General features: G+C 73.4%; 18 protein-coding genes. 12 read left to right on the top strand and 6 right to left on the bottom strand.

Going from position 1 to position 19,779, the window contains the following annotated elements:
* Nucleotides 1-4 precede the first annotated feature (4 nt).
* Genes crtI through QM779_RS11115 form a run of 5 tightly spaced genes read left to right on the top strand, consistent with a single transcriptional unit; the run spans nucleotide 5 to nucleotide 4,505 of the window.
* Nucleotides 5-1,483, top strand: a complete 1,479-nt coding sequence (crtI, locus tag QM779_RS11135; RefSeq protein WP_428535164.1) for a phytoene desaturase family protein — start codon at nucleotides 5-7, stop codon at nucleotides 1,481-1,483.
* Nucleotides 1,480-2,346, top strand: a complete 867-nt coding sequence (locus QM779_RS11130) for a phytoene/squalene synthase family protein (protein ID WP_428535162.1) — start codon at nucleotides 1,480-1,482, stop codon at nucleotides 2,344-2,346. Before crtI ends, QM779_RS11130 begins: the two co-directional genes overlap by 4 nt.
* Entirely contained in the window at nucleotides 2,343-2,681 is a 339-nt protein-coding gene (locus QM779_RS11125; protein ID WP_428535160.1) for a lycopene cyclase domain-containing protein, read from the top strand. Before QM779_RS11130 ends, QM779_RS11125 begins: the two co-directional genes overlap by 4 nt.
* A complete protein-coding gene (locus QM779_RS11120) occupies nucleotides 2,674-2,988 on the top strand; it encodes a lycopene cyclase domain-containing protein (protein ID WP_428535158.1) in 315 nt (104 codons plus the stop codon). Before QM779_RS11125 ends, QM779_RS11120 begins: the two co-directional genes overlap by 8 nt.
* Entirely contained in the window at nucleotides 2,985-4,505 is a 1,521-nt protein-coding gene (locus tag QM779_RS11115; protein ID WP_428535156.1) for an FAD-dependent oxidoreductase, read from the top strand. The genes QM779_RS11120 and QM779_RS11115 overlap by 4 nt, the downstream gene beginning before the upstream one ends.
* Before the next feature lie 9 nt (nucleotides 4,506-4,514).
* Here the strand turns inward: QM779_RS11115 and QM779_RS11110 are convergent, their stop codons facing one another.
* From QM779_RS11110 to QM779_RS11100, 3 genes are all read right to left on the bottom strand, one after another.
* Nucleotides 4,515-4,943 (bottom strand): hypothetical protein, encoded by a 429-nt coding sequence (locus QM779_RS11110; protein ID WP_428535154.1) that lies wholly within the window; start codon nucleotides 4,941-4,943, stop codon nucleotides 4,515-4,517.
* 2 nt (nucleotides 4,944-4,945) lie between these two features.
* Complete coding sequence (locus QM779_RS11105; RefSeq protein ID WP_428535152.1) at nucleotides 4,946-5,245, bottom strand: Dabb family protein; 300 nt, start codon at nucleotides 5,243-5,245, stop codon at nucleotides 4,946-4,948.
* Between the two features lie 407 nt (nucleotides 5,246-5,652).
* Nucleotides 5,653-6,171, bottom strand: coding sequence for a CinA family protein (locus tag QM779_RS11100; protein ID WP_428535150.1), 519 nt, complete (start codon nucleotides 6,169-6,171; stop codon nucleotides 5,653-5,655).
* A 143-nt stretch (nucleotides 6,172-6,314) separates the two neighbouring features.
* Between QM779_RS11100 and QM779_RS11095 the strand changes: the two genes are divergently transcribed.
* Nucleotides 6,315-7,346 (top strand): Gfo/Idh/MocA family protein, encoded by a 1,032-nt coding sequence (locus QM779_RS11095; protein WP_428535148.1) that lies wholly within the window; start codon nucleotides 6,315-6,317, stop codon nucleotides 7,344-7,346.
* A gap of 84 nt (nucleotides 7,347-7,430) precedes the next feature.
* Here the strand turns inward: QM779_RS11095 and QM779_RS11090 are convergent, their stop codons facing one another.
* Entirely contained in the window at nucleotides 7,431-8,282 is an 852-nt protein-coding gene (locus QM779_RS11090; RefSeq protein WP_428535146.1) for an aldo/keto reductase, read from the bottom strand.
* Between the two features lie 177 nt (nucleotides 8,283-8,459).
* Here QM779_RS11090 and QM779_RS11085 point away from each other — a divergent pair, with 177 nt between their 5' ends.
* Both QM779_RS11085 and QM779_RS11080 read left to right on the top strand, forming a co-directional pair.
* Nucleotides 8,460-10,841: a beta-glucosidase family protein gene (locus tag QM779_RS11085; RefSeq protein WP_428535144.1), complete on the top strand. Its 2,382-nt coding sequence runs from the start codon at nucleotides 8,460-8,462 to the stop codon at nucleotides 10,839-10,841.
* A gap of 59 nt (nucleotides 10,842-10,900) precedes the next feature.
* Nucleotides 10,901-11,227, top strand: a complete 327-nt coding sequence (locus tag QM779_RS11080) for a hypothetical protein (protein WP_428535142.1) — start codon at nucleotides 10,901-10,903, stop codon at nucleotides 11,225-11,227.
* Nucleotides 11,228-11,373: 146 nt separating this feature from the next.
* Here QM779_RS11080 and QM779_RS11075 read toward each other — a convergent pair whose 3' ends face one another.
* Complete coding sequence (locus QM779_RS11075; protein WP_428535140.1) at nucleotides 11,374-12,090, bottom strand: SDR family NAD(P)-dependent oxidoreductase; 717 nt, start codon at nucleotides 12,088-12,090, stop codon at nucleotides 11,374-11,376.
* A gap of 102 nt (nucleotides 12,091-12,192) precedes the next feature.
* On the opposite strand from QM779_RS11075, the gene QM779_RS11070 reads away from it, so the two are divergent.
* Nucleotides 12,193-13,143 carry a helix-turn-helix transcriptional regulator gene (locus tag QM779_RS11070; protein WP_428535138.1) on the top strand — a complete coding sequence of 317 codons (951 nt, stop codon included), beginning with the start codon at nucleotides 12,193-12,195 and terminating at the stop codon, nucleotides 13,141-13,143.
* On the opposite strand, the gene QM779_RS11065 is transcribed toward QM779_RS11070, so the two are convergent.
* A complete protein-coding gene (locus tag QM779_RS11065; protein ID WP_428535136.1) occupies nucleotides 13,130-14,821 on the bottom strand; it encodes a cytochrome c biogenesis protein DipZ in 1,692 nt (563 codons plus the stop codon). The genes QM779_RS11070 and QM779_RS11065 overlap by 14 nt on opposite strands.
* 492 nt (nucleotides 14,822-15,313) lie before the next feature.
* Here QM779_RS11065 and QM779_RS11060 point away from each other — a divergent pair, with 492 nt between their 5' ends.
* The 3 genes from QM779_RS11060 to lon all read left to right on the top strand — a co-directional run bounded on the left by QM779_RS11060 (nucleotide 15,314) and on the right by lon (nucleotide 19,613).
* Nucleotides 15,314-16,297 (top strand): YihY/virulence factor BrkB family protein, encoded by a 984-nt coding sequence (locus QM779_RS11060; protein ID WP_428535134.1) that lies wholly within the window; start codon nucleotides 15,314-15,316, stop codon nucleotides 16,295-16,297.
* Nucleotides 16,298-16,352: 55 nt separating this feature from the next.
* Entirely contained in the window at nucleotides 16,353-16,898 is a 546-nt protein-coding gene (locus tag QM779_RS11055) for an AAA family ATPase (protein WP_428535132.1), read from the top strand.
* 405 nt (nucleotides 16,899-17,303) lie between these two features.
* Nucleotides 17,304-19,613, top strand: coding sequence for an endopeptidase La (gene lon / locus QM779_RS11050; protein WP_428535130.1), 2,310 nt, complete (start codon nucleotides 17,304-17,306; stop codon nucleotides 19,611-19,613).
* Nucleotides 19,614-19,779: the final 166 nt, after the last annotated feature.

Below are 19,779 nucleotides of genomic sequence, written 5' to 3'. Positions count from 1 at the left end.
CCCGGTGAGCCGCGTCGCCGTCGTCGGAGCAGGGCTGGCAGGGCTGTCTGCTGCGAGCGCGCTGGTGGCTGACGGCCACGATGTCGTCGTGCTGGAGCGGGAGGCTGTCCCGGGCGGCCGCGCCGGGGTGCTCGAGCAGGACGGGTTCACCTTCGACACCGGCCCGACCGTCCTGACCATGCCGCACCTGCTCGACCGCGCGTTCGCCCGGTTGGGTGCCGACCGGGCGCAGGAACTGCGGCTGCGCCGCCTCGATCCCGCTTATCGCGCCGTGTACAGCGACGGGTCGGAACTCCGCGTCCGCGCGGAGCTGGACGACCAGGTCGCCGAGCTGCGCCGCAGCGGTCTGGAGGCGGATGCGCGGGCGTTCCCCGGCTTCGTCGCGTGGCTGGAGGCGCTCTACGAGGCCGAGATGCCCCACTTCATCGAGCGCAACCTCGGGTCTCCGCTCGACCTCGTCACTCGCCCCATGGCCGCGGCCCGGCTGCTCCGGCTGGGCGGTTTCGGCCGGTTGGAGAACGCCGTCCGACGGCGGATCAGCGACCCGCGGCTGGTGCGGCTGCTCACCTTCCAGGCCATGTATGCCGGCCTCGCCCCCCGGCAGGCGCTGGCGATCTACGCGGTGATCACCTACATGGACTGCATCCGTGGCGTCTACTTCCCCGAGGAGGGCGGCATGCACGGCGTCCCGGTCGCCCTGGCGCGGGTGCTGGAACGGGCCGGCGCGGACCTGCGCTACGAGGCGCCGGTGACGGAACTGATCACCGACGCGTCCGGGCGCCTCGCCGGCGTGACCGCGGCGGGGGAGCGGATCGCCGCCGACGCCGTCGTGGTCACCGCGGACCTGCCGACCGCCTACCGGCAGTTCCTGCCCGGCCTCACGCCGCCCCGCGCGCTGACCGACGCGCAGTGGTCGCCGTCGGCACTGGTCTGGCACGTCGGCGTCCGCGGCACCCCCGGGCCGAGCGTCGCGCACCACAACATCCACTTCGCCGACGCCTGGGAGGCGTCCTTCGAGCAGCTGATCACCCGCAAGGAGCGGATGGCGGACGCGTCCCGGCTCGTCACGGTGCCCAGCCTGCACGCCCCCGGCGCGGCGCCACCGGGGCACAGCGCCCTGTACGTGCTGGAGCCGGTCCCGCACCTGGGCGGAAGGATCGACTGGGCGAAGGAGGCCGGCCCCGCCCGCGAGCGGCTGCACGCCTTCCTCATCGCGCACGGCTACCCCGGCGACGTCGTGACCGAGCGCCTCGTCACCCCCGCCGACTGGGCGGCGGAGGGGCTGGCGATGGGGACGCCGTTCAGCCTCGCGCACACGTTCTTCCAGACCGGGCCGTTCCGTCCGGCCAATGTCGAACCGCGCGTGCCGGGGGTGTTCTTCGCCGGCTCGGGCACGACGCCCGGCGTGGGCGTCCCGATGGTGCTGGTCAGCGGCGAGCTGGCCGCCGAACGCGTCCGCGTCTACCTCGGGGGGCGGGCATGAGCCACGACCTGGCCGAGGGCTACGCGCAGTGCGCGCGGCTGACCCGCGCGTACGGCACGACCTACTACTGGGGCGCCGCGCTGCTGCCGGTGCCGCAGCGCCGGCACGTCTACGCGATCTACGCGCTGTGCCGGCTCGCCGACGACATCGTGGACGCCGACGGCGCCACCCTGGTCGACGTGGGCCGGACGGCGCGGGAACTGGCGGCCTTCCGGGCGGCGTTCGGCGCCGCGCTCGCGGGCGACCCGGGCGACGCCGTCCTGGCCGCGATCGCCCGCACCGTCCACGAGACCGGCATCGAGCGCGAGTGCTTCGACCGCTTCTTCGGGGCGATGGAACTCGACCTGACCGTGACCGCCTACGCCAGCTGGGGCGACCTGTGCGGCTATATGGAGGGGTCGGCGGCGGTGATCGGGGAGATGATGCTGCCCGTGCTCCAGCCGCTGACCCCGGACGCGTTCGAGCCCGCGAGGGCGCTCGGGTTCGCGTTCCAGCTGACCAACTTCCTCCGCGACGTCGGCGAGGACCTCGACCGAGGCCGCGTCTACGTCCCGTCCGACGACCTGGACCGGTTCGGTGCCGACCCGTGGCGGCGGGTCGTCGACGACCCGTGGCGGGCCGTGATGGCCTTCGAGATCGCGCGGAACCGGGAGCTGTACGCGCAGGCCGCGCCGGGCGTGGCGATGCTGCCGCCCGCGTCCGCCCGGTGCGTGGCGACGGCCCTCGAGCTGTACTCGCGGATCCTGGGCAGGATCGAGGCGCGCGACTACGACGTGTTCACCGGCAGGGCGCGCGTGCCGACGTGGCGCAAGGCCGTCACCGCCGCGTCCGTCCTCGTCGCAGGGCCGGGGCGGACCGCATGAGGGCGGAGTACCTGCTGCTGATGGCCGCGTGCCTGCTGGTCACGCTGCCGCTGGAGTTCGCGCTGCGCGCGCGGGTGTACCGGCGGCCGCTGCGGCTGCTGCTGGCGCTGGCCCCCGTGGTCGTGGTGTTCATGGTCTGGGACGCGATCGCCATCGCTCGCGACCACTGGGGCTACAACCCCGCCCGCACGACCGGCATCCTGCTGCCGGCGTCCGTGCCGCTGGAGGAGCTGGTGTTCTTCGTGGTGATCCCGCTCTGCGGGCTGCTCACCTACGAGGCCGTCGGCACCGTGCTGGCGCGGCGCCGGACGCGGAGGGCGGGCCGCGATGCCTGAGTACACGCTCGCCACCCTCGTGGCTGTGGTCCTGGTGGTCGCGGTGGAACTCCTCTGGGCGCGCACGGGCATCTTCGCCACCGCGCAGTACTGGCTCACCATGCTGATCGTGTTCTTCTTCCAGGTCCTCGTGGACGGCTGGCTCACCCTGCTGCCGGACCCGATCGTCCGGTACACCGCAGAGGAGTTCTCCGGCGTGCGTTTCCCGTTCGACATCCCGATCGAGGACTTCGGGTTCGGGTTCGCCCTCGTCACGGGCGCAATCATCGCCTGGCGGGTCGCGGGCCGCAGGGAGGGGGAGGCATGAGGACGTGGCGTCCGGGGCGCGACCGGAGGGCAGTGCGGCACCGTCCGCCCGACCCGGTGGCGGCCGGCTCCCTGAGCAGCGCCGAGTCGCCGTCGGTCGTCGTCGTCGGAGGCGGGGTGGCGGGGCTGGCGGCCGCGACCGGGCTGGCGGAGCGCGGCGTCCGGGTGGTGCTGCTGGAGGCGGCGGACACGCTGGGCGGTCGGGTCCGGGCGTGGCCGGTCACGCTGCCGGACGGGCTGCCGGGCAGGATGAGCCGGGGCTTCCACGCGTTCTTCCGGCAGTACTACAACCTGCGCGCGCTGCTGCGCCGGGCGGACCCTGGGCTGGAGCGGCTGGTGCCGGTGGCCGACTACCCGCTGCAGCTGGCGCCGTCCGGCGGGGGTGCGCCGGTGGTCGACTCGTTCGCCCGCGTCCCCCGCACGCCGCCGTGGAACCTGGTCGGGTTCGTCGCGCAGAGCCCGAGCTTCCCGCTGCGCGGGCTGGCCGGGGTGGACGTGCGGGAGGCGGTGGGCCTGCTCAGGGTGCGGTTCCCGAGGACCTACTCCGAGCTCGACAGCGTCAGCGCCGTGGACTACCTCGACCGGCTGCGGTTCCCTGCGTCCGCGCGGCACCTGGCCCTGGAGGTGTTCGCGCGGAGCTTCTTCGCCGACCCGCGCGAGTTCTCCGCCGCCGAGCTGGTCGGCATGTTCCACAGCTACTTCGTGGGCTCGGCGGAGGGGCTGCTGTTCGACGTCCCCGACGACGACTACGACGCGGCGCTGTGGGGTCCGCTGGGCCGGTACCTGCACGGGCTGGGCGTCGAGGTGCGGACCGGGACGGTGGTCGAGGGGCTGCGGAGTGCGGGTGACGGCGTCGTCGTGGCGGGCTCGATGGGTGAGGTGCGGGCGGACGCGGTCGTGCTCGCGCTGGACACCCGGGGGCTGCAGCGGCTGGTCGATGCCTCCCCGGACGTGGCCGACGGCGCCTGGCGGGAGCGGATCGCGTCCCTGCGCAACGCACCGCCGTTCGGGGTGTCGCGCCGGTGGCTGGCTGCCCCCGCCGACGGCCTGCCCGCGTTCCTGGGCACGAGCGGCTACGGGCCTCTGGACAACATCAGCAGGCTGGACGCTTTCGAGGCCGGGGCGGCGGGCTGGAGCCGGCGGACCGGAGGAGCGGTGGTGGAGGTGCACGGGTACGCGCTGCGCGAGACCGGAGCGGGGGTCCGGGAGGAGTTGTGGCGGCAGGCGGCGCGGGTCGACCCGGTCCTGGCGGACGCGCCGGTGGTGGCGGAGGAGTGGCTGGTGGCCGACGACTGCCCGCTGGTCGACCCGTCCCCGTGGCACCTGCGCCCGACCGTCCGGACGCCCGATCGGCGGGTCGTCCTGGCCGGCGACCTCGTCCGGTGCGACTGGCCGGTCGCGCTGATGGAACGGGCCGCGACGACGGGCTGGCAGGCGGCCAACACGCTGCTGGCCGACTTCGGTATCCGCGGCCACGAGCTCTGGTCGCCGCCGCTGGCGGGCCTCCTGGCTCGTTAGGGCTGGTGACTAGGACTCGTCGAGGGTCATGCCGTCGCTGATCGCCGCCAGCAGGATGTCGACGTCGATGTCGGGCAGGCGCCGGAACCTGATGCAGTAGCCGGTCACGGTGGCCTTGCCGATCGAGTCGGCGTAGGTGTGGGCGAGGTAGGTCTTGTCCGGCAGGCCGAGGACGTAGACCGAGACGCCGGTGGTGGTGGCGCTCAGGCCGATCCGGTAGAACTCCCGGGACGACCCGTTCGCGTAGGTGATGGTCTGGAGGCCGTAGCCGATGTTCGGGTTGGCCACGACTTTCCCGTCCTCGTTCGTGCCGTCGCTGAACCACAATCGGCAGCCGGGGAACTCGGCCAGCACGCGCGCGTGCACCGCGCGCAGGTCGGCCTGCTTCGGCTCCGGCTGGCCGGCGAGGTGGGCCTCGACCTGCTCGGGGATCCCCATCGCTACTCGAGACCGACGAAGTCGTACTCCTGGAACGACGCGACCTCGGGCACCCAGCGGGACTCGACGAACCCGACGTGGCTGGGGTGGTTGTTGTAGGCGTCGTAGGCGGCCTGGTCGGCGAAGACCATCGAGAACTGCCAGTCGAGGTCGCTCTTCGGGCTGACCTGGCGGCTGATCGTGAAGTCCTCGACCCCCGGAATCGCGGTGAGCGTGTCGTGGGCCGTCGCCAGGAACGCGGTCTCCTCGCCCGACCCCTGCCCGTGCCTCAGCCGGAACACCACCGTGTGCTGGATCCCCATGCCCGTCGCCGCCCCTCAGTTCGTCCTGAACCGGCCGCCTGACCGGCTCTGCGCCTGCTCCATTCTCGCCTCGCCGGCCCGTGGTCGGCACTCCTCGTCCACGCCACCCTGGTGGCCGAGAGGAAATGCCCACTCTGTCCCCCGAATCCGGCCGTAGAAGCCCCGCTGGGCGATCCACAGGGCGATTTCTCCCAGCCGTGCGCGGGACAGCCAGATCCCGGGTCAAGCCCGGGATGACGTGGTGGGGCCGCGCAGGCTCGTCGCTCCGGGCGTGCCGTGGGATCCCCACCTCTTGTCATCCCGGGCTTGACCCGGGATCTCGGGACGGCTGGGACCGCACCGACGCAGCGAGCCGACGTCAGTGAGCCCGCACCCACCACCCCGCGCTGTCTCCCGCTCGGCGCCGCTCAGTCCACGGGGCGCGCACCGAGCGCGGACACCTCGGCGAGCGCCTCCTCGATCGCCGCGGCCACGGTGGCGGCGCGGATGGCCGCGCGGTCACCCTCCAGGTCCAGGTGGACCGAGCGCACACCGCGCACGGTGGCGATGCCGAGGTGGACGGTGCCGGCGGGCAGGCCGGTCTGGGCGTCGGGATCCGGCCCGGCGACACCGGTGGTGGCGAGCCCGAGGTCGGCGGGACGGCCGTCGACCGCGCAGGCCTGGCGGACCCCCTCCGCCATCTGCTCGGCCACCAGGGGGTCCACCGGGCCGGTCTCGGCCAGGCGCTCCGCGTCCACCCCGAGCAGGGTGTGCTTGAGCCGGGTGTCGTAGGAGACGATCCCGCCGAGGAACGCTGCCGACACCCCGGGGACGCTGACGAGCTCGGCCGCCAGCAGCCCGCCGGTGAGCGACTCGGCGGTCGCGACGGTTAGCCCGCCGTCGATGAGCGCGGCAACCAGCCTGCTGGCCGGGCTGTCCACCGTCACGTCCGCTCCGGCTGGTGGGATCGTGGGCACCGAGGGCCCGCGCCCTCGACCCCGTGGACGACACTGGTGCGGACCGGCATGCTCCCATCAGAGCGGCAATGGACGCACCTGTCCAGCGGGCGACGACAGCGAGGAGAGCCGGCATGACCCTTCCCACACCCCGGGCCCCTTTCGACGGGCCCGTGCCCGCCCTGCGCTGGGGCGTGATCGGGGCCGGCGGTATCGCCGGGCGGTTCGTCGACGCCGTCCGTGCCCACACCGGGCAGCAGGTCGTCGCCGTCGCAGCCCGCAGCGCCGAACGCGCCACGGCGTTCGCCACCACGCACCAGGTACCGCGCGCGTGCACGCCGGCCGAACTGCTCGGCGATCCCGCCGTCGACGTCGTCTATGTCGCGACGCCGCACAACGTCCACGCCGAGTGGGCGATCGCCGCCGCGGCGGCGGGCAAGCACGTGCTGGTCGAGAAACCGATCGCCACCTCGGCGGACGAGGCCCGGACGATCACCGCGGCCGCGCGGGCGGCGGGCGTGCTCGTCATGGAGGCGATGTGGACGCGCTACCTCCCGCAGTTCGACATCCTGCGGCACCTCCTCGCGGACGGGGCCCTCGGCGACGTCGTGGGCGTCGCCGCCGACTTCGGCTTCGCCGCCCCCTACGACCCGTCCAGCCGGATGCGGAGCCCCGACCTGGCCGGCGGCGCGCTGCTGGACGCCGGGGTGTACCCGATCTCGTTCGCCTCGGCCGTGCTCGGCCCGCCGAGCACCGTCAGTGCTGTCGGCAGGAAGCTGACCAACGGCGTCGACCTGTACGCGTCGGCCGTTCTCGGTGCGGCCACCGGTGCGGCCGCGCACATCACGACGTCGATCGTCGCGGAGCTCCCCACCCGTGCCACCGTGGTCGGGACCACGGCGCGGCTCGAGTTCCGCCGTCCCTTCTACGCGCCGACCGAGCTCGTCCTCACCCGCAGGCAGGACGGGCGCGCGGTCACGGAGACCTGGACCGACGACGCCTTCACCGACCCGTACTCCGGGCTCAGCCACGAGGCCACGGCCCTGGCCGGCTACGTCGCCGAGGGCCGCGTCGAGTCGCCCGTCCACCCCCACGAGGAGACGATCGCGGTCCTGGCCACCATCGAGCAGGTCCGCGCGCAGCTGACCGTGGTCGACGGGCCGTAGTCCCCGCGGCAGCGCGGACGCCGCTCCCGTCAGCGGCTGGGCGTCAGGACAGGGACGTGGTCGGGCGCGTGGTTGCGGCCGACGTCAGTTGTGGATGCGGGACGCGCTCAGCCGGGCCGCGGACGCGGCGTCGCGGTGGTCGAAGAACAGGCTCGCGCCCCCGTCCAGCTCGGCGATGGACGCCATCTCCTCATCGGTCAGCAGGAAGTCGAGGCTGTCGAAATTCTCCGCGATCCGCTCGGGGCGCACCGACTTCGGGATCGCGACCACGCCGCGCTGGGTGAGCCACCGCAGCACGACCTGCGCGACCGACTTGCCGTGCGCGGCGCCGATCCCGGCGAGGACGGGGTGCGTGAACAGCCCGTTGCGTCCCTCCGCGAACGGCCCCCACGACTCGATCTGGACGCCACGGTCCTGCATCAGCGCCTGGTAGTCGGCGCGCTGGAAGAACGGGTGCACCTCGACCTGGTTGACCGCGGGGACGACCTCGTTGTGGAGGATCAGGTCGACCAGCCGGTCGCCGTAGAAGTTCGACACCCCGATCGCGCGGACGCGGCCCTGCGCGAGCAGCTTCTCCATCGCCCGCCAGGCGCCGTAGTAGTCGCCGAACGGCTGGTGGATCAGGTACAGGTCGAGGTAGTCCAGCCCCAGCTTCGCCAGCGACGTGTCGAACGCCGTGGCCGCGGCCGCCTCGCTCGCGTCCTGCACCCAGAGCTTGGTGGTGACGAAGACGTCCTCGCGCGGCACCCCGGAGCCGCGCACGGCCCGTCCGACCGCTTCCTCGTTGCCGTAGGCGGACGCAGTGTCCACGAGCCGGTAGCCCGCCTCCAGCGCCGTCGCGACCGAGCGCTCGCACTCGGCCGGGTCGGGGACCTGGAAGACCCCGAACCCCAGGATCGGCATCTCCACGCCGTTGTTCAGCCGTACCGTGTCCATCGGGTTCCTCTCGCCGGGCTCCGCCTGCGATTGTCGCGCGCAACGGCGGCCGGCGACAGGTGCCGGTGGTACCCCCTTCTCCCTGACCTCCGGAAGGGCTGGGCTGGGCTGCGCGGACGGGGCATCCTTGGCTCCGTGCCCTGCCACCCGGCCGGGCCACGACCGGGAGGGGCGGACATGGGCGGGCTGACGCCGCAGGAGCGGGGGGCCCGCGCGTCCGCGATCGTCTCGCGGCTCTCCCGCGAGGAGAAGATCGGGCTGCTGTCGGGCGCCGACTTCTGGCACACCAGGGCGCTGCCGCAGCACGGGATCGGTGCCGTCCACCTGTCCGACGGGCCGCACGGGCTGCGCGTGCAGGACGGCGCGGTCGACCACGTCGGGCAGGCCGCGTCCGCGCCCGCGACCTGCTTCCCGACCGCGGTGACGCTCGCGTCCGCCTGGGACCCGGACCTGATCGCCGAGGTCGGTGCCGCGCTCGCGAGAGAGGCCAGGGCGCTGGGGGTCGGCGTCGTCCTCGGCCCCGGCATGAACATCAAGCGCCACCCCGGCGGTGGCCGCAGCTTCGAGTACTTCTCCGAGGACCCGTTCCTGACCGGCGAGTGCGCGACGGCGATGGTCCGCGGGATCCAGTCCGAGGGCGTGGGCGCGTGCGTCAAGCACTTCGCGGTGAACAACCAGGAGTCGAACCGGATGCGCCTGGACACGATCGTCGACCCCAGGACGCTCCGTGAGCTGTACCTGGCCGGTTTCGAGACCGCCGTCACGAGGGCCGAGCCGTGGGCGGTGATGAGCGCCTACAACCTCGTCAACGGCGAGCACGCGGGGGAGTCGCGAACCCTGCTGGCCGACATCCTGCGCGGGGAGTGGGGCTTCGACGGCCTGGTGGTCAGCGACTGGTTCGCCGTCGCCGACCGTCCGGCGGGGGTGCGTGCGGGCCTCGACCTCGAGATGCCGTCCAGTTCGGGTGCCTGGGACGCGAGGGTCGCCGCAGCGCTCGACGCGGGGACGGTGACCCCGGCAGAGCTGGACGCGGCCTGCGCCCGGGTGGTCGGACTGGCGCTGCGGGTGGCCGAGGGCAGGGACGCCGCCGGGAACACACCGCTCGACCGGGACGCGAACCACGCCCTCGCCCGTCGCGCGGCGGCCGCGGGCACCGTCCTGCTCACCAACGACGGGGTGCTCCCCCTCGCAGGGGAGGCGAAGGTCGCCCTGATCGGGGCGTTCGCAGAGACCCCGCGGTACCAGGGCGCCGGCAGCTCTCTCGTGAACCCGACCCGCCTCGACAGCCTCCTCGACGCGCTGCGCGAGCGGCGAGGGACGGACCTCGCCTGGGCGCCCGGCTACGACCCGGTCACCGGCGCCACCAGCGTGGACCTGCTCGCCGAGGCGCGCGCCGCGGCCGCGTCCGCCGACGTCGTCGTGCTCGTCGTGGGCCTGCCGGCCCGCGCCGAGTCGGAGGGGTACGACCGCCCGCACCTGCGGCTGCCGGTCGGCCAGGAGACGCTCGTCCAGGTCGTCACGGACGCCAACCCGCGCACGGTCGTGGTCCTGGTCAACGGAGCGCCCGTCGAACTCGGCTGGGCCGACCGCCCGGCCGCCCTCGTGGAGGCGTACCTCGGCGGACAGGCCGGCGGCTCGGCCCTGGCCGACGTCCTGTACGGGGACGCGGAGCCCGGCGGCCGGCTCGCCGAGAGCTTCCCCGTCGCCGGAGAGGAGCTGCCCGCGTCCGCGAACTTCTCCGCCCACCCCACCCAGGTGCAGTACCGGGAAGGACTGTGGGTGGGCTACCGGTTCCACGACACGTTCGGGGTGGCGCCCCGGTTCTGCTTCGGCCACGGGCTGGGCTACACGAGCTTCGCGTGGTCCGACCTCGCGGTCGAGGGGGACGGCACCGACCTCACGGTTTCCGTGACGGTGACCAACACCGGGCACAGGGCGGGCGCGGAGGTCGTCCAGCTCTACGTGCATGACGTGGCGAGCACCCTGCACCGGCCCGCGCAGGAGCTGAAGGGGTTCGCCCGGATCCGGCTCGAGCCCGGTGAGTCCGGGCGGGTCTCGATCGGGCTGGACCGGCGCAGCTTCGCCGTCTACGACGTGGCCACGTCCGCCTGGCTGGTGGAGGCGGGAGAGTACGAGCTCCGTGTCGGCGCGTCCTCGCGGGACCTGCGCGCGTCGACCATCGTCGAGATCCCGTCCGACGACGTCGTCACGCCGGTCGTCGCGCCCGAGGGCCCGATCGCCACCGACGCGGAGTTCGCGGCCCTGCTCGGTCGCCCGGTGCCGGCCGCGCCGCCCCTGTGGCCGCTCACCGAGGACTCGGCGATCGGCGACCTCCGACAGACCTGGCTGGGACGCCGCCTCTACGCGCTGGTCAACGTCGTCGCCGGACGCCGGCTCGCGCTCGACGAGGGGGACGCGAACAGCCCGATGATGGAGGCAGCGCTGGCCGAAATGCCGTTGCGCGGCACCGTGGCGTACGCCGGTGGCCGGTTCAGCTTCGCCCACCTGCGGGCGGCGTTGGCCGTCCTGAACCGGGCCACGCTCCGACGCCCGCGCTGAGCCGGGCTCCCGACCTGCGAGGATGGACGCGGGCACCCGTAGACGCAGGAGGACAGGGCGTGGCCGAGAGCGGCATGACCGACGAGTTGACGACCCGCAATCCGGCGGAGGCGAACAGCCTCGACCTCGTCCAGCGGACGGTCGTCTCGGTGCTGATCGGCGGCATCACGCTCATGGTGACCGGTGTGCTCACCATCTACCTGGCGACGACGGCGAGCCGTGACCTGCCCCGCGACTCGGTGGTCGGGCTGTGGGTGATGAGCGGGGTGATCGGGCTGGTCGGGACGTGCGCGATCCTGATGCTGAACCGGCGCCGCTGGTACCACCCGCTGCTGGTCCTCGGCCTCGTCCCGATGCTCGTCGGCTGGCACTGGGTGATGGGCTGACCACGCCGGCCCGACCCTCAGGCTCCCGTTCGTCCGTTCGTCCGTTCGTCCGGTCGCGTCGCGGATCGGGACGCGGCACGCCAAGAACCGTCCCCAACGTGCCATCGCCGCTCGTGGACGGTTGTTCGCCTCGGCGGAGGGCCTCGCTACCAGCCGAGCTCGCCGGCGTCCTCCTGGAAGGTGCCCGTCGGCCCGTCGGGGCCGGTCAGGGCCAGGCGTGCCACGACCCGCGCGCTCTCGGACGCGGGCCGTCCCGGGTGGCTGCCCGGTGAGCCCCCGCCGAGTTCGGTCGCGGTGATGCCGGGCTCCACCGCGTTGAACCGGATTCCGGGACGGGCGTTCGCGTACTGGACGGTCAGCATCGAGACGGCGGCCTTGCTGGAGCCGTAGACGATCGCAGGGAAGCGGGAAGCGGGCCGGGACGGCTCGTGGGTCGCCCAGAACGACCCGAGTGCGCTGGAGACGTTCACCACGACCGGGTTCGCCGAGCGCTCCAGCAGCGGGAGCGCGGCCTGTGTCACGCGCACGATGCCCACGACGTTGGTGTCGAAGACGGCCAGGACGTCCGGCCCTTCCATCGCCTCGGCGCGCGGGTCGGCGGGGGAGCGGCGGGCGATGCCGGCGTTGTTGACGAGGACGTCGAGCCCGGTGCCGGCCTCCTCGACGGTCGCCAGGGCCGCGGCCACCGACGCGTCGTCGGTGACGTCGAGCTGGACGAAGCGGGCGCCGAGCTCCTCGGCCGCCGCCCTGCCGCGAGCCTCGTCCCTCGCGCCGAGCCAGACGGTCAGTCCCGCCTCGACGAGCAGCCGGGCCGTCTCCTTGCCGAGGCCCTTGTTGGCCCCCGTGATCAGTGCTGTGGTCATGCCTCGATCGTGGACCCGCGCGCCCTGGCCGGGAAGTGCCCCGGGGTTCGTAGGACCGGCAGGGCCACGACACGCCGGGCGGCGCGGGGACAGACTGGAGGGGTGGAGAACCAGGAATTCGGTCGAGCGGTGCGTCGGTGGCGGGAGCGCCTGAGCCCGCAGCTCGCAGGGCTACCCGCTGGCCCGCGGCGACGGGCCACCGGCCTGCGGCGCGAGGAGTTGGCCGGCCTCGCCGGGATCTCCGTCGACTACCTCACCCGCCTCGAGCAGGGCCGCGCTACCTCTCCGTCCGGCCAGGTGGTCGAAGCGCTGGCGCGGGGCCTGCGGCTCGCCGACCCCGAGCGGGACCTGCTCTTCCGACTCGCCGGGCTCTCGGCGCCGGGCCCCGGCGTGGTGCCGGGCCGGATCACCCCGAGCGTGCAGCGCCTGCTCGACCGGCTCGGTGGCGTGCCGCTCGTCGTCTACGACGCGGCCTGGAACCTGATCACGGCCAACGCCCCCTACGACGCGCTGATGGGCGACACCTCCGCCCTGCGGGGCAACGACCGCAACGCCGTGTGGCGGAACGTGGTCGGCGTCGGGTCGCGCGCGGTACAGACCCCCGCCGAGCACGACACGCAGGTGGAGCGGCTGGCCGCCGACCTGAGGATGACCGCGTCCCGCTACCCTCGCGACCCCGGCCTGCGCCGTCTGGTGGCCGAGCTGTGCGCGGCGAGCCCCCGCTTCGCCGAGCTGTGGAACGGCCCGGCCGGGCCCGCCCCGGTCGAGGGGTCCCGGCACAAGGTGGTCGAGCACCCGTCGGTCGGCCCGATCACGGTCGACTGCGACACCCTCGTCGTCGCCGGCGACGACCTGCGGGTCATGGTGTACACCGCCGAACCGGGCTCGCCGGACGCGCAGCGCCTCGACTCGCGATCGTCCTCGGCACCCAGTCCCTGGCCTCCGAGCCATCGGCTGACCGCCCGGAGGCGGGGTCGGGGGACGGGCCGGCAGCCCCCGGGTCGCGGGCCAGGGTGGCTCCGACCGGGGTCCGCCGACGTCAGCCGAACGTGAACGAGTACGCGTCCAAGCCCTCCGAGAGCGCGATCGTGACCGTGCCGTCCACCGGAGCGCCGTTCGTCGCCACCGTGTAGATGTTCGGGGCACCCTTCACGGCGATGGTGCGCGTGGCGCCGTCCGTGGTGACCTGGAGGGTGCCGGTGCCGCCGACGTCGAGGTACACCGACGACGCGTGGTAGGCCAGCTCGATCCTCGCCCCCGCACCGGCGGTCAGTGACTCCTCGCTCGCCGTCCAGGTGCCGTCCAGGGCGTAGTGGCTCGGCTCCAGCTGGCCGGGGAAGTGGAACGTCCCGGTGCCGTCGGGGTAGGTGGCGTTGCCGGTGAAGTACTCGGTGCGCTCGGAGCCGAGGTACATCTCGGGGGACTGGGCGACGTCGTGCGGGGTCGTGTCGGCCACGTCGGTGGCCGCGGGCAGCGTGGTGCCCGGGTTCGCCGCCTGCAGCAGCTGCCGGATCAGTCGCTCCTCCCCGTCGTAGTCGCCCTCGCCGATCGACACGTGCCGGATCTCGCCGGTGGCGTCGATGAGGTAGCCGGCCGGCCACGACTGGTTGCCGTACGCGTTCCACGTCGCGTCGTCGTTGTCGAGCGCGATCGGGAACGTGAGGCCGAGCCGCGCTGCGCCGTCGGCGACGTTGGCCGCCTCGTGCTCGAACGCGTACTCGGGGGTGTGGACGCCGACCACGACGAAGCCGTCGTCGGCGTACCGGCTGTACCACGCTTGGGCGTGCGGGAGTTCGCGCTGGCAGTTGATGCAGGAGTACGCCCAGAAGTCGACCAGGACGACCCTGCCCTTCAGGTCTGCGAGCGAGGGGGACGCGCCGTCGGTGTTCAGCCACTGCTCGATGCCGGCGAACTCCGGCGCAGGGCCGCAGTCACGCAGCTGGTCGTCCCCGGTGTAGGCGGCGGCCTGGCAGGTGGACAGCCCGACGGGAGCCTTCGCGTCCGACCCGCTCGAACCCAGGCCGCTGCCCAGGCTGTTGCCGATCGAGGTGGTGTAGTCGGGGATCGCCCGCTGGATGGCGTCGGTCACGTTCAGGGCCAGCGCCACGGCGAGCGCGATCATGACGATCCCGCTCACGACCCGGACGACCCGCTGGTGCCGCTGGAACGCCCTGACCCTCGCCACCACCTCGCGTCCGGCCAGCGCGAACACCAGCAGCGGGACCGCGCAGCCGACGGCGAACGAGACGGTCAGCAGGACGGTGTCGACCCCGACCCGGCCCGTGGTGCCGGCGACGGTGATGGCCGCGAGCACGGGGCCCGCGCACGGGACGAACACCGCGCCGAGCGCGAGCCCGAGCCCGAAGCCGCTGCCACCCGGCTGGACGTCCGGCTGCGGCAGTCGGGCGAACGGTCGCTCGATGATCGCCTCCAGCCCGGGGAAGACCAGCGCGAGCCCGAGCAGGACCAGGGCGCCCAGACCGAGCCAGCGGATCAGGTCGGGGGGCAGGTGCAGGGCGGAGAGGAGCAGCGTCCCGAACAACGTGAAGGCCGCGAAGCTCGTGACCAGGCCCAGCACGACGAGGAACGGCCGCCGCCGCGCCCCGGGCGTCAGCGCTCCGTCAGCCGCGGGCGTCCCGCCGCCGAGGAACACCATGGGCAGGACGGGGAGGATGCACGGCGAGACGCCGGTGATCAGCCCGCCCAGGAACCCGATGAGCACCAGGGGCACGCCATGCACGATAGACGACGAGCCCCAGCGAGGCGTGCGCGGTTCCGGGGCGAGGAGTCCTGACGAGAGGTGGAGACGAACCGCGAGGAGCGACGCGCGTCCCTTGTGGGAGTCGAGGGCACGCTCGGGCGGGGTGGGCGTGAGGTGGAATGGGCGTTTCGCCGCCGGGCGGCACGCCGGCTGTGGTCTCAACCGGCGCACCTGGTCCGGTGCCACCCCGGGACGGCGCCGGACTTCACCCGAAGGCACTGTTCCCGTACCCGCTGTTGCGCGGACTCCACCCCGCGATCCGGACGAGCCGTCGTGGCCCTGGGCGGCGTCCGGGCACCGCGGAGCCGTGTCTGGCCGCAGACGCTCCCGAAACGCGCCGAAGCTCCCGAAATTTGGGGAGCGCGGACGAGTTTCGGGAGCGTTTGTGCGCGGGCGACGGAGCTGGCGTCCGGGCGACGGCCGAGTGGCGTGCCCGGGCGCGTGACTGGGTACCGGGGACGCATGACGCCCACGACTCCCGTCCGCACTCCGGCCCCGGTCGGCTCCCCAGGCGCGCACGCGGACGCACCGCAACAGATCCCCGCGCGCGGCTGGAAGCAGGTCCTCGTCCGCGGCTGGCGCAGCGCATCGGCGCACCGGGTGCCGCTGCTGGCGGCCGGGGTGGCCTTCTTCGGCTTCCTCGCCCTGTTCCCGGCGCTGATCGCGCTCACCTTCGTCTACGGGCTGGTCGCCGACCCGTCCACGATCACGAGCCAGCTCGACCAGGTCGCCGGCTCCCTGCCGGCCGACGCGCGGACGCTGCTCGCCGACCAGCTGCACCAGCTGACCGCGATCTCGTCCCAGGGCCTCGGCTGGGGACTCGCGATCAGCCTGGTCGTCGCGCTGTGGAGCGCATCGGGCGGGGTGGCCAACCTGGTGGCGGCGATCAACATCGCCTACGACGAGGAGCGGACGCGCAGTTTCGTGAAGCAGCGGCTGGTCGCCCTCGCGCTGACCCTCGGTGCGATCGTGGTGATGGTGGTGCTGATGGCGCTCGTGGCCGGCGTACCGGTCGTGCTGCAGGTGCTGGGGCTGACCGGCGGCTGGCGTTGGGTGGCCGAAGCGTTGCGCTGGATCCTCGTGATCGGCATCGTGCTGGTGTCGCTCGCCGTCCTCTACCAGGTCGCGCCCGACCGGCGCGCCCCGAAGCTGCGTTGGGCCTCGGTCGGCGCGGTCGTCGCGACCCTGCTCTGGGTGGTGGCGAGCGTCGGCTTCTCCCTCTACGTGAGTATGTTCGGCAGCTACGCGCGGACGTACGGCGCCCTCGCCGGGGTCGTGGTGATGCTCCTGTGGCTGTGGATCACGGCGTTCGCCGTCCTGCTGGGCGCAGAGATCAACGCCGAGGCTGAGCGCCAGACCGCGGTGGACACCACGCGAGGGCCGGACCGTCCTGCGGGTGCGCGCGGTGCGAAGGCGGCGGACGAGGTCGCGCCGCCGGAGGCCTGAGTACGCTGGCCCGGTCCGGACGAGGGGCGTCCGGGACGGCGGAACGAGGAGTGGGATGGCGACGCTGATCCACCTGAACGGGCCGCCGGGGATCGGGAAGTCGACGCTCGCCGCGCTGTGGGCGGACCGGCACCCGGGGACGCTCAACCTCGACATCGACACGCTGCACCGGCTGGTCGGCGGCTGGCGGGACGAGGACAACCGCACCCACGATGTGCTGCGTCCGGTGGCCCTGGCGATGGCGGCGACGCACCTCGCGGGGGGCAGGGACGTCGTCCTGCCGCAGTTCCTCGGCAAGCGGGACGCGATCGAGGCCTTCGAGCAGACGGCGACCATGAACGGCGCGAGGTTCGCGGAGGTCGTCCTGTACGCCGACCGCGCCGAGAGCATCGACCGGTTCCACCGGCGCCCGGATGCCAGCGAGTGGGACGTCCACAACCGCGCGCTGGTCGCGCGGCACGGGGGAGCCGAGTTCCTGGCCGCGATGCACGACGACCTGCAGGACGTGCTCGCCGCCCGTCCGGACGCGATCGTCATCCCGTCCCGCGCCGGAGCCGTGGAGGATACCTACGCCGCGATCGAGTCGGCGCTCGCGCCCTGATCCCGGTGACGGCGGCCCTTCGTGACGCCGTGGGGCTCGTTCCTCGCCGCACGGCTCCTCAGGGACCGTTTGCCCGTGTCATCCCGGCGGAGGCCGGGATCTCGCGGCCCGGGATGACGTCGGTCGTTCCTTTGTCATCCCGGCGGAGGCCGGGATCTCGGGGACGCAGCCGCCGCCACCCACACGGGATCCCGGGTCGAGCCCGGGATGATGCCTACCGCCCTGTCATCCCGGCGGAGGCCGGGATCTCGACGACGCGGCCGCCGCCACCCACACGGAGCTCCCGGGTCGAGCCCGGGATGGCGTCAGGGACATCGGACGCGTCGCGAACGGCGTCCGACCTCGGGAACAAGATCGCCCCTGAAGTGGTTGAGCCTGGTGCACTCAACTCTGTGAAGGACTCGCATGACCACGAAACGACTTCCCGTCCTCTTCCTCGACGACGTTGTCCTGCTGCCCGGCATGATCGTCCCGATCCCGCTCGACGAGGCCACGAAGGCCGTCATCGACGCCGCCCAGACATCCTCGGACGGTGAGCTGCTCGCCGCCCCCCGCCTCGACGGCCACTACGGCACGTACGGCGTGGTCGCGACGGTGGAGCAGATCGGACGCGTCCGCGGTGGGGGCCAGGCCGCCGTGCTCCGTACGGGCGAGCGCGCCCGGATCGGCAGTGGAGTGACCGGCCCCGGCGCCGCCCTGTGGGTGGAGGCCGACCCGGTCGAGGAGGCCGAGGTCACCGACACCGTCCGCGACCTCGCCGAGGAGTACCGACGCATGGTGATCGCCGTGCTGCAGCGGCGCGAGGCGTGGCAGGTCATCGACCAGGTCAGCGCCATCGAGGACCCGAGCGCGCTCGCCGACACCGCCGGCTGGGCGCCGTACCTGTCGAACGACCGCAAGCGCCAACTGCTCGAGACGCCCGCGACGGAGGACCGGCTGGCGATGCTGGTCGAGTGGACGCGCGACCACCTCGCCGAGACCGAGGTCACCGACAAGATCGGCGACGACGTCCGCGAGTCGGTGGAGAAGCGCAACCGCGAGTTCCTGCTGCGCGAGCAGCTGAAGGCCATCCGCAAGGAGCTCGGCGAGGGCGAACCCGACGGCAGCGACGACTACCGCACCCGGGTCGAGGAGGCCGACCTTCCCGACGCCGTCCGCGAGGCCGCGCTGCGCGAGGTCGACAAGCTCGAGCGCTCCAGCGACCAGAATCCCGAGGCCGGCTGGATCCGGACGTGGCTCGACACCGTCCTCGAACTGCCGTGGAACGTGAGGACCGAGGACTCCACCGACCTGGTCGCCGCCCGCGCGGTGCTGGACGCCGACCACCACGGCCTGGACGAGGTCAAGGAGCGGATCGTCGAGTACCTCGGCGTCCGCACCCGCCGGGCCCGGCGCGGCCTGGAGGTCGTCGGCGGACGCGGCTCCGGCGCGGTGATCCTGCTGGCCGGTCCGCCCGGCGTCGGCAAGACGTCGCTCGGCGAGTCCGTCGCCCGCACGCTGGGAAGGAAGTTCGTCCGGGTCGCGCTCGGCGGCGTCCGGGACGAGGCCGAGGTCCGCGGCCACCGGCGCACCTACGTCGGCGCGCTGCCCGGACGCATCGTCCGCGCCATCAAGGAGGCCGGCTCGATGAACCCGGTGGTCCTGCTCGACGAGGTCGACAAGGTCGGCGCCGACTACCGGGGCGACCCGGCGGCCGCGCTGCTGGAGGTGCTGGACCCGGCGCAGAACCACACGTTCCGCGACCACTACCTCGAGCTCGACCTCGACCTGTCCGACGTGCTGTTCATCGCGACGGCCAACGTGCTCGACACGATCCCTGCCGCGCTGTTCGACCGGATGGAGCTGATCTCGATCGACGGCTACACCGAGGACGACAAGGTCGCGATCGCCCGCGACTTCCTGGTGCCGCGCCAGCGGGAGCGGGCCGCGCTGACCGCCGACGACGTCACCGTGACCGACGACGCCCTGCGCGAGATCGCCGCCCACTACACGCGCGAGGCCGGCGTCCGCTCGATGGAACGGCTGCTGGCGAAGGCGTTCCGCAAGGTGGCGCTGAAGGAGCTGCCGGCCGTCGTGGACGCGGGCTCGCTGACCGACCTGATCGGACGCCCGCGCTTCCTGCCGGAGTCGCGAGAGCGCACCGCGGTGCCCGGCGTCGCGTCCGGCCTGGCCGTGACCGGGATGGGCGGTGACGTGCTCTACATCGAGGCGTCCCTGCTGCCCGGCGACAAGCCGGGGATGACGATCACCGGCCAGCTCGGCGATGTGATGAAGGAGTCCGCGCAGATCGCCGCGTCCTACGTGCGCGCGCACGCCGCGGAACTCGGCATCGCGCCCGAGCAGCTCGACCACCCGCTGCACCTCCACGTGCCCGCCGGGGCCGTGCCGAAGGACGGTCCGTCCGCTGGCGTCACGATGACGACGGCGCTCGTCTCGCTGCTCACGGGGCGCAACGTGCGCGCGGAGGTCGGCATGACCGGTGAGGTGTCCCTGACCGGACGCGTCCTGCCGATCGGCGGGGTGAAGCAGAAGCTGCTCGCCGCGCAGCGGGCCGGGCTGACCGAGGTCTACCTGCCGCAGCGCAACGAGCCGGACCTCGACGACGTCCCCGCCGACGTGCGGGACGCCGTCACCGTCCACCTGGTCTCCGACGTCCGCGAGATCCTGGCCACGGCCCTCGAGCCGGCCCAGGCGTCGACGGTGGCCGCCGCCTGACGGCCCGTCCGCTGCCGCCGGTGGATCCCGCCGGCCGCTGACCGGCTCCTGTTCTCGCTCCCGAAAGGCGGCCTTGCTCCCCGAATTCCGGGAGCAAGGCCGCCTTTCGGGAGCAAACGCAACGGTGGGGGCGGGTGGGACGGGCCCCTGGCGCCAGGCGGCCAGG

Origin of the sequence: Propionicimonas sp. (genome assembly GCF_049840635.1) — a bacterium.
Taxonomy (GTDB): Bacteria; Actinomycetota; Actinomycetes; order Propionibacteriales; family Propionibacteriaceae; genus Propionicimonas.
This window is presented reverse-complemented; position numbering and strand designations above follow the sequence as displayed.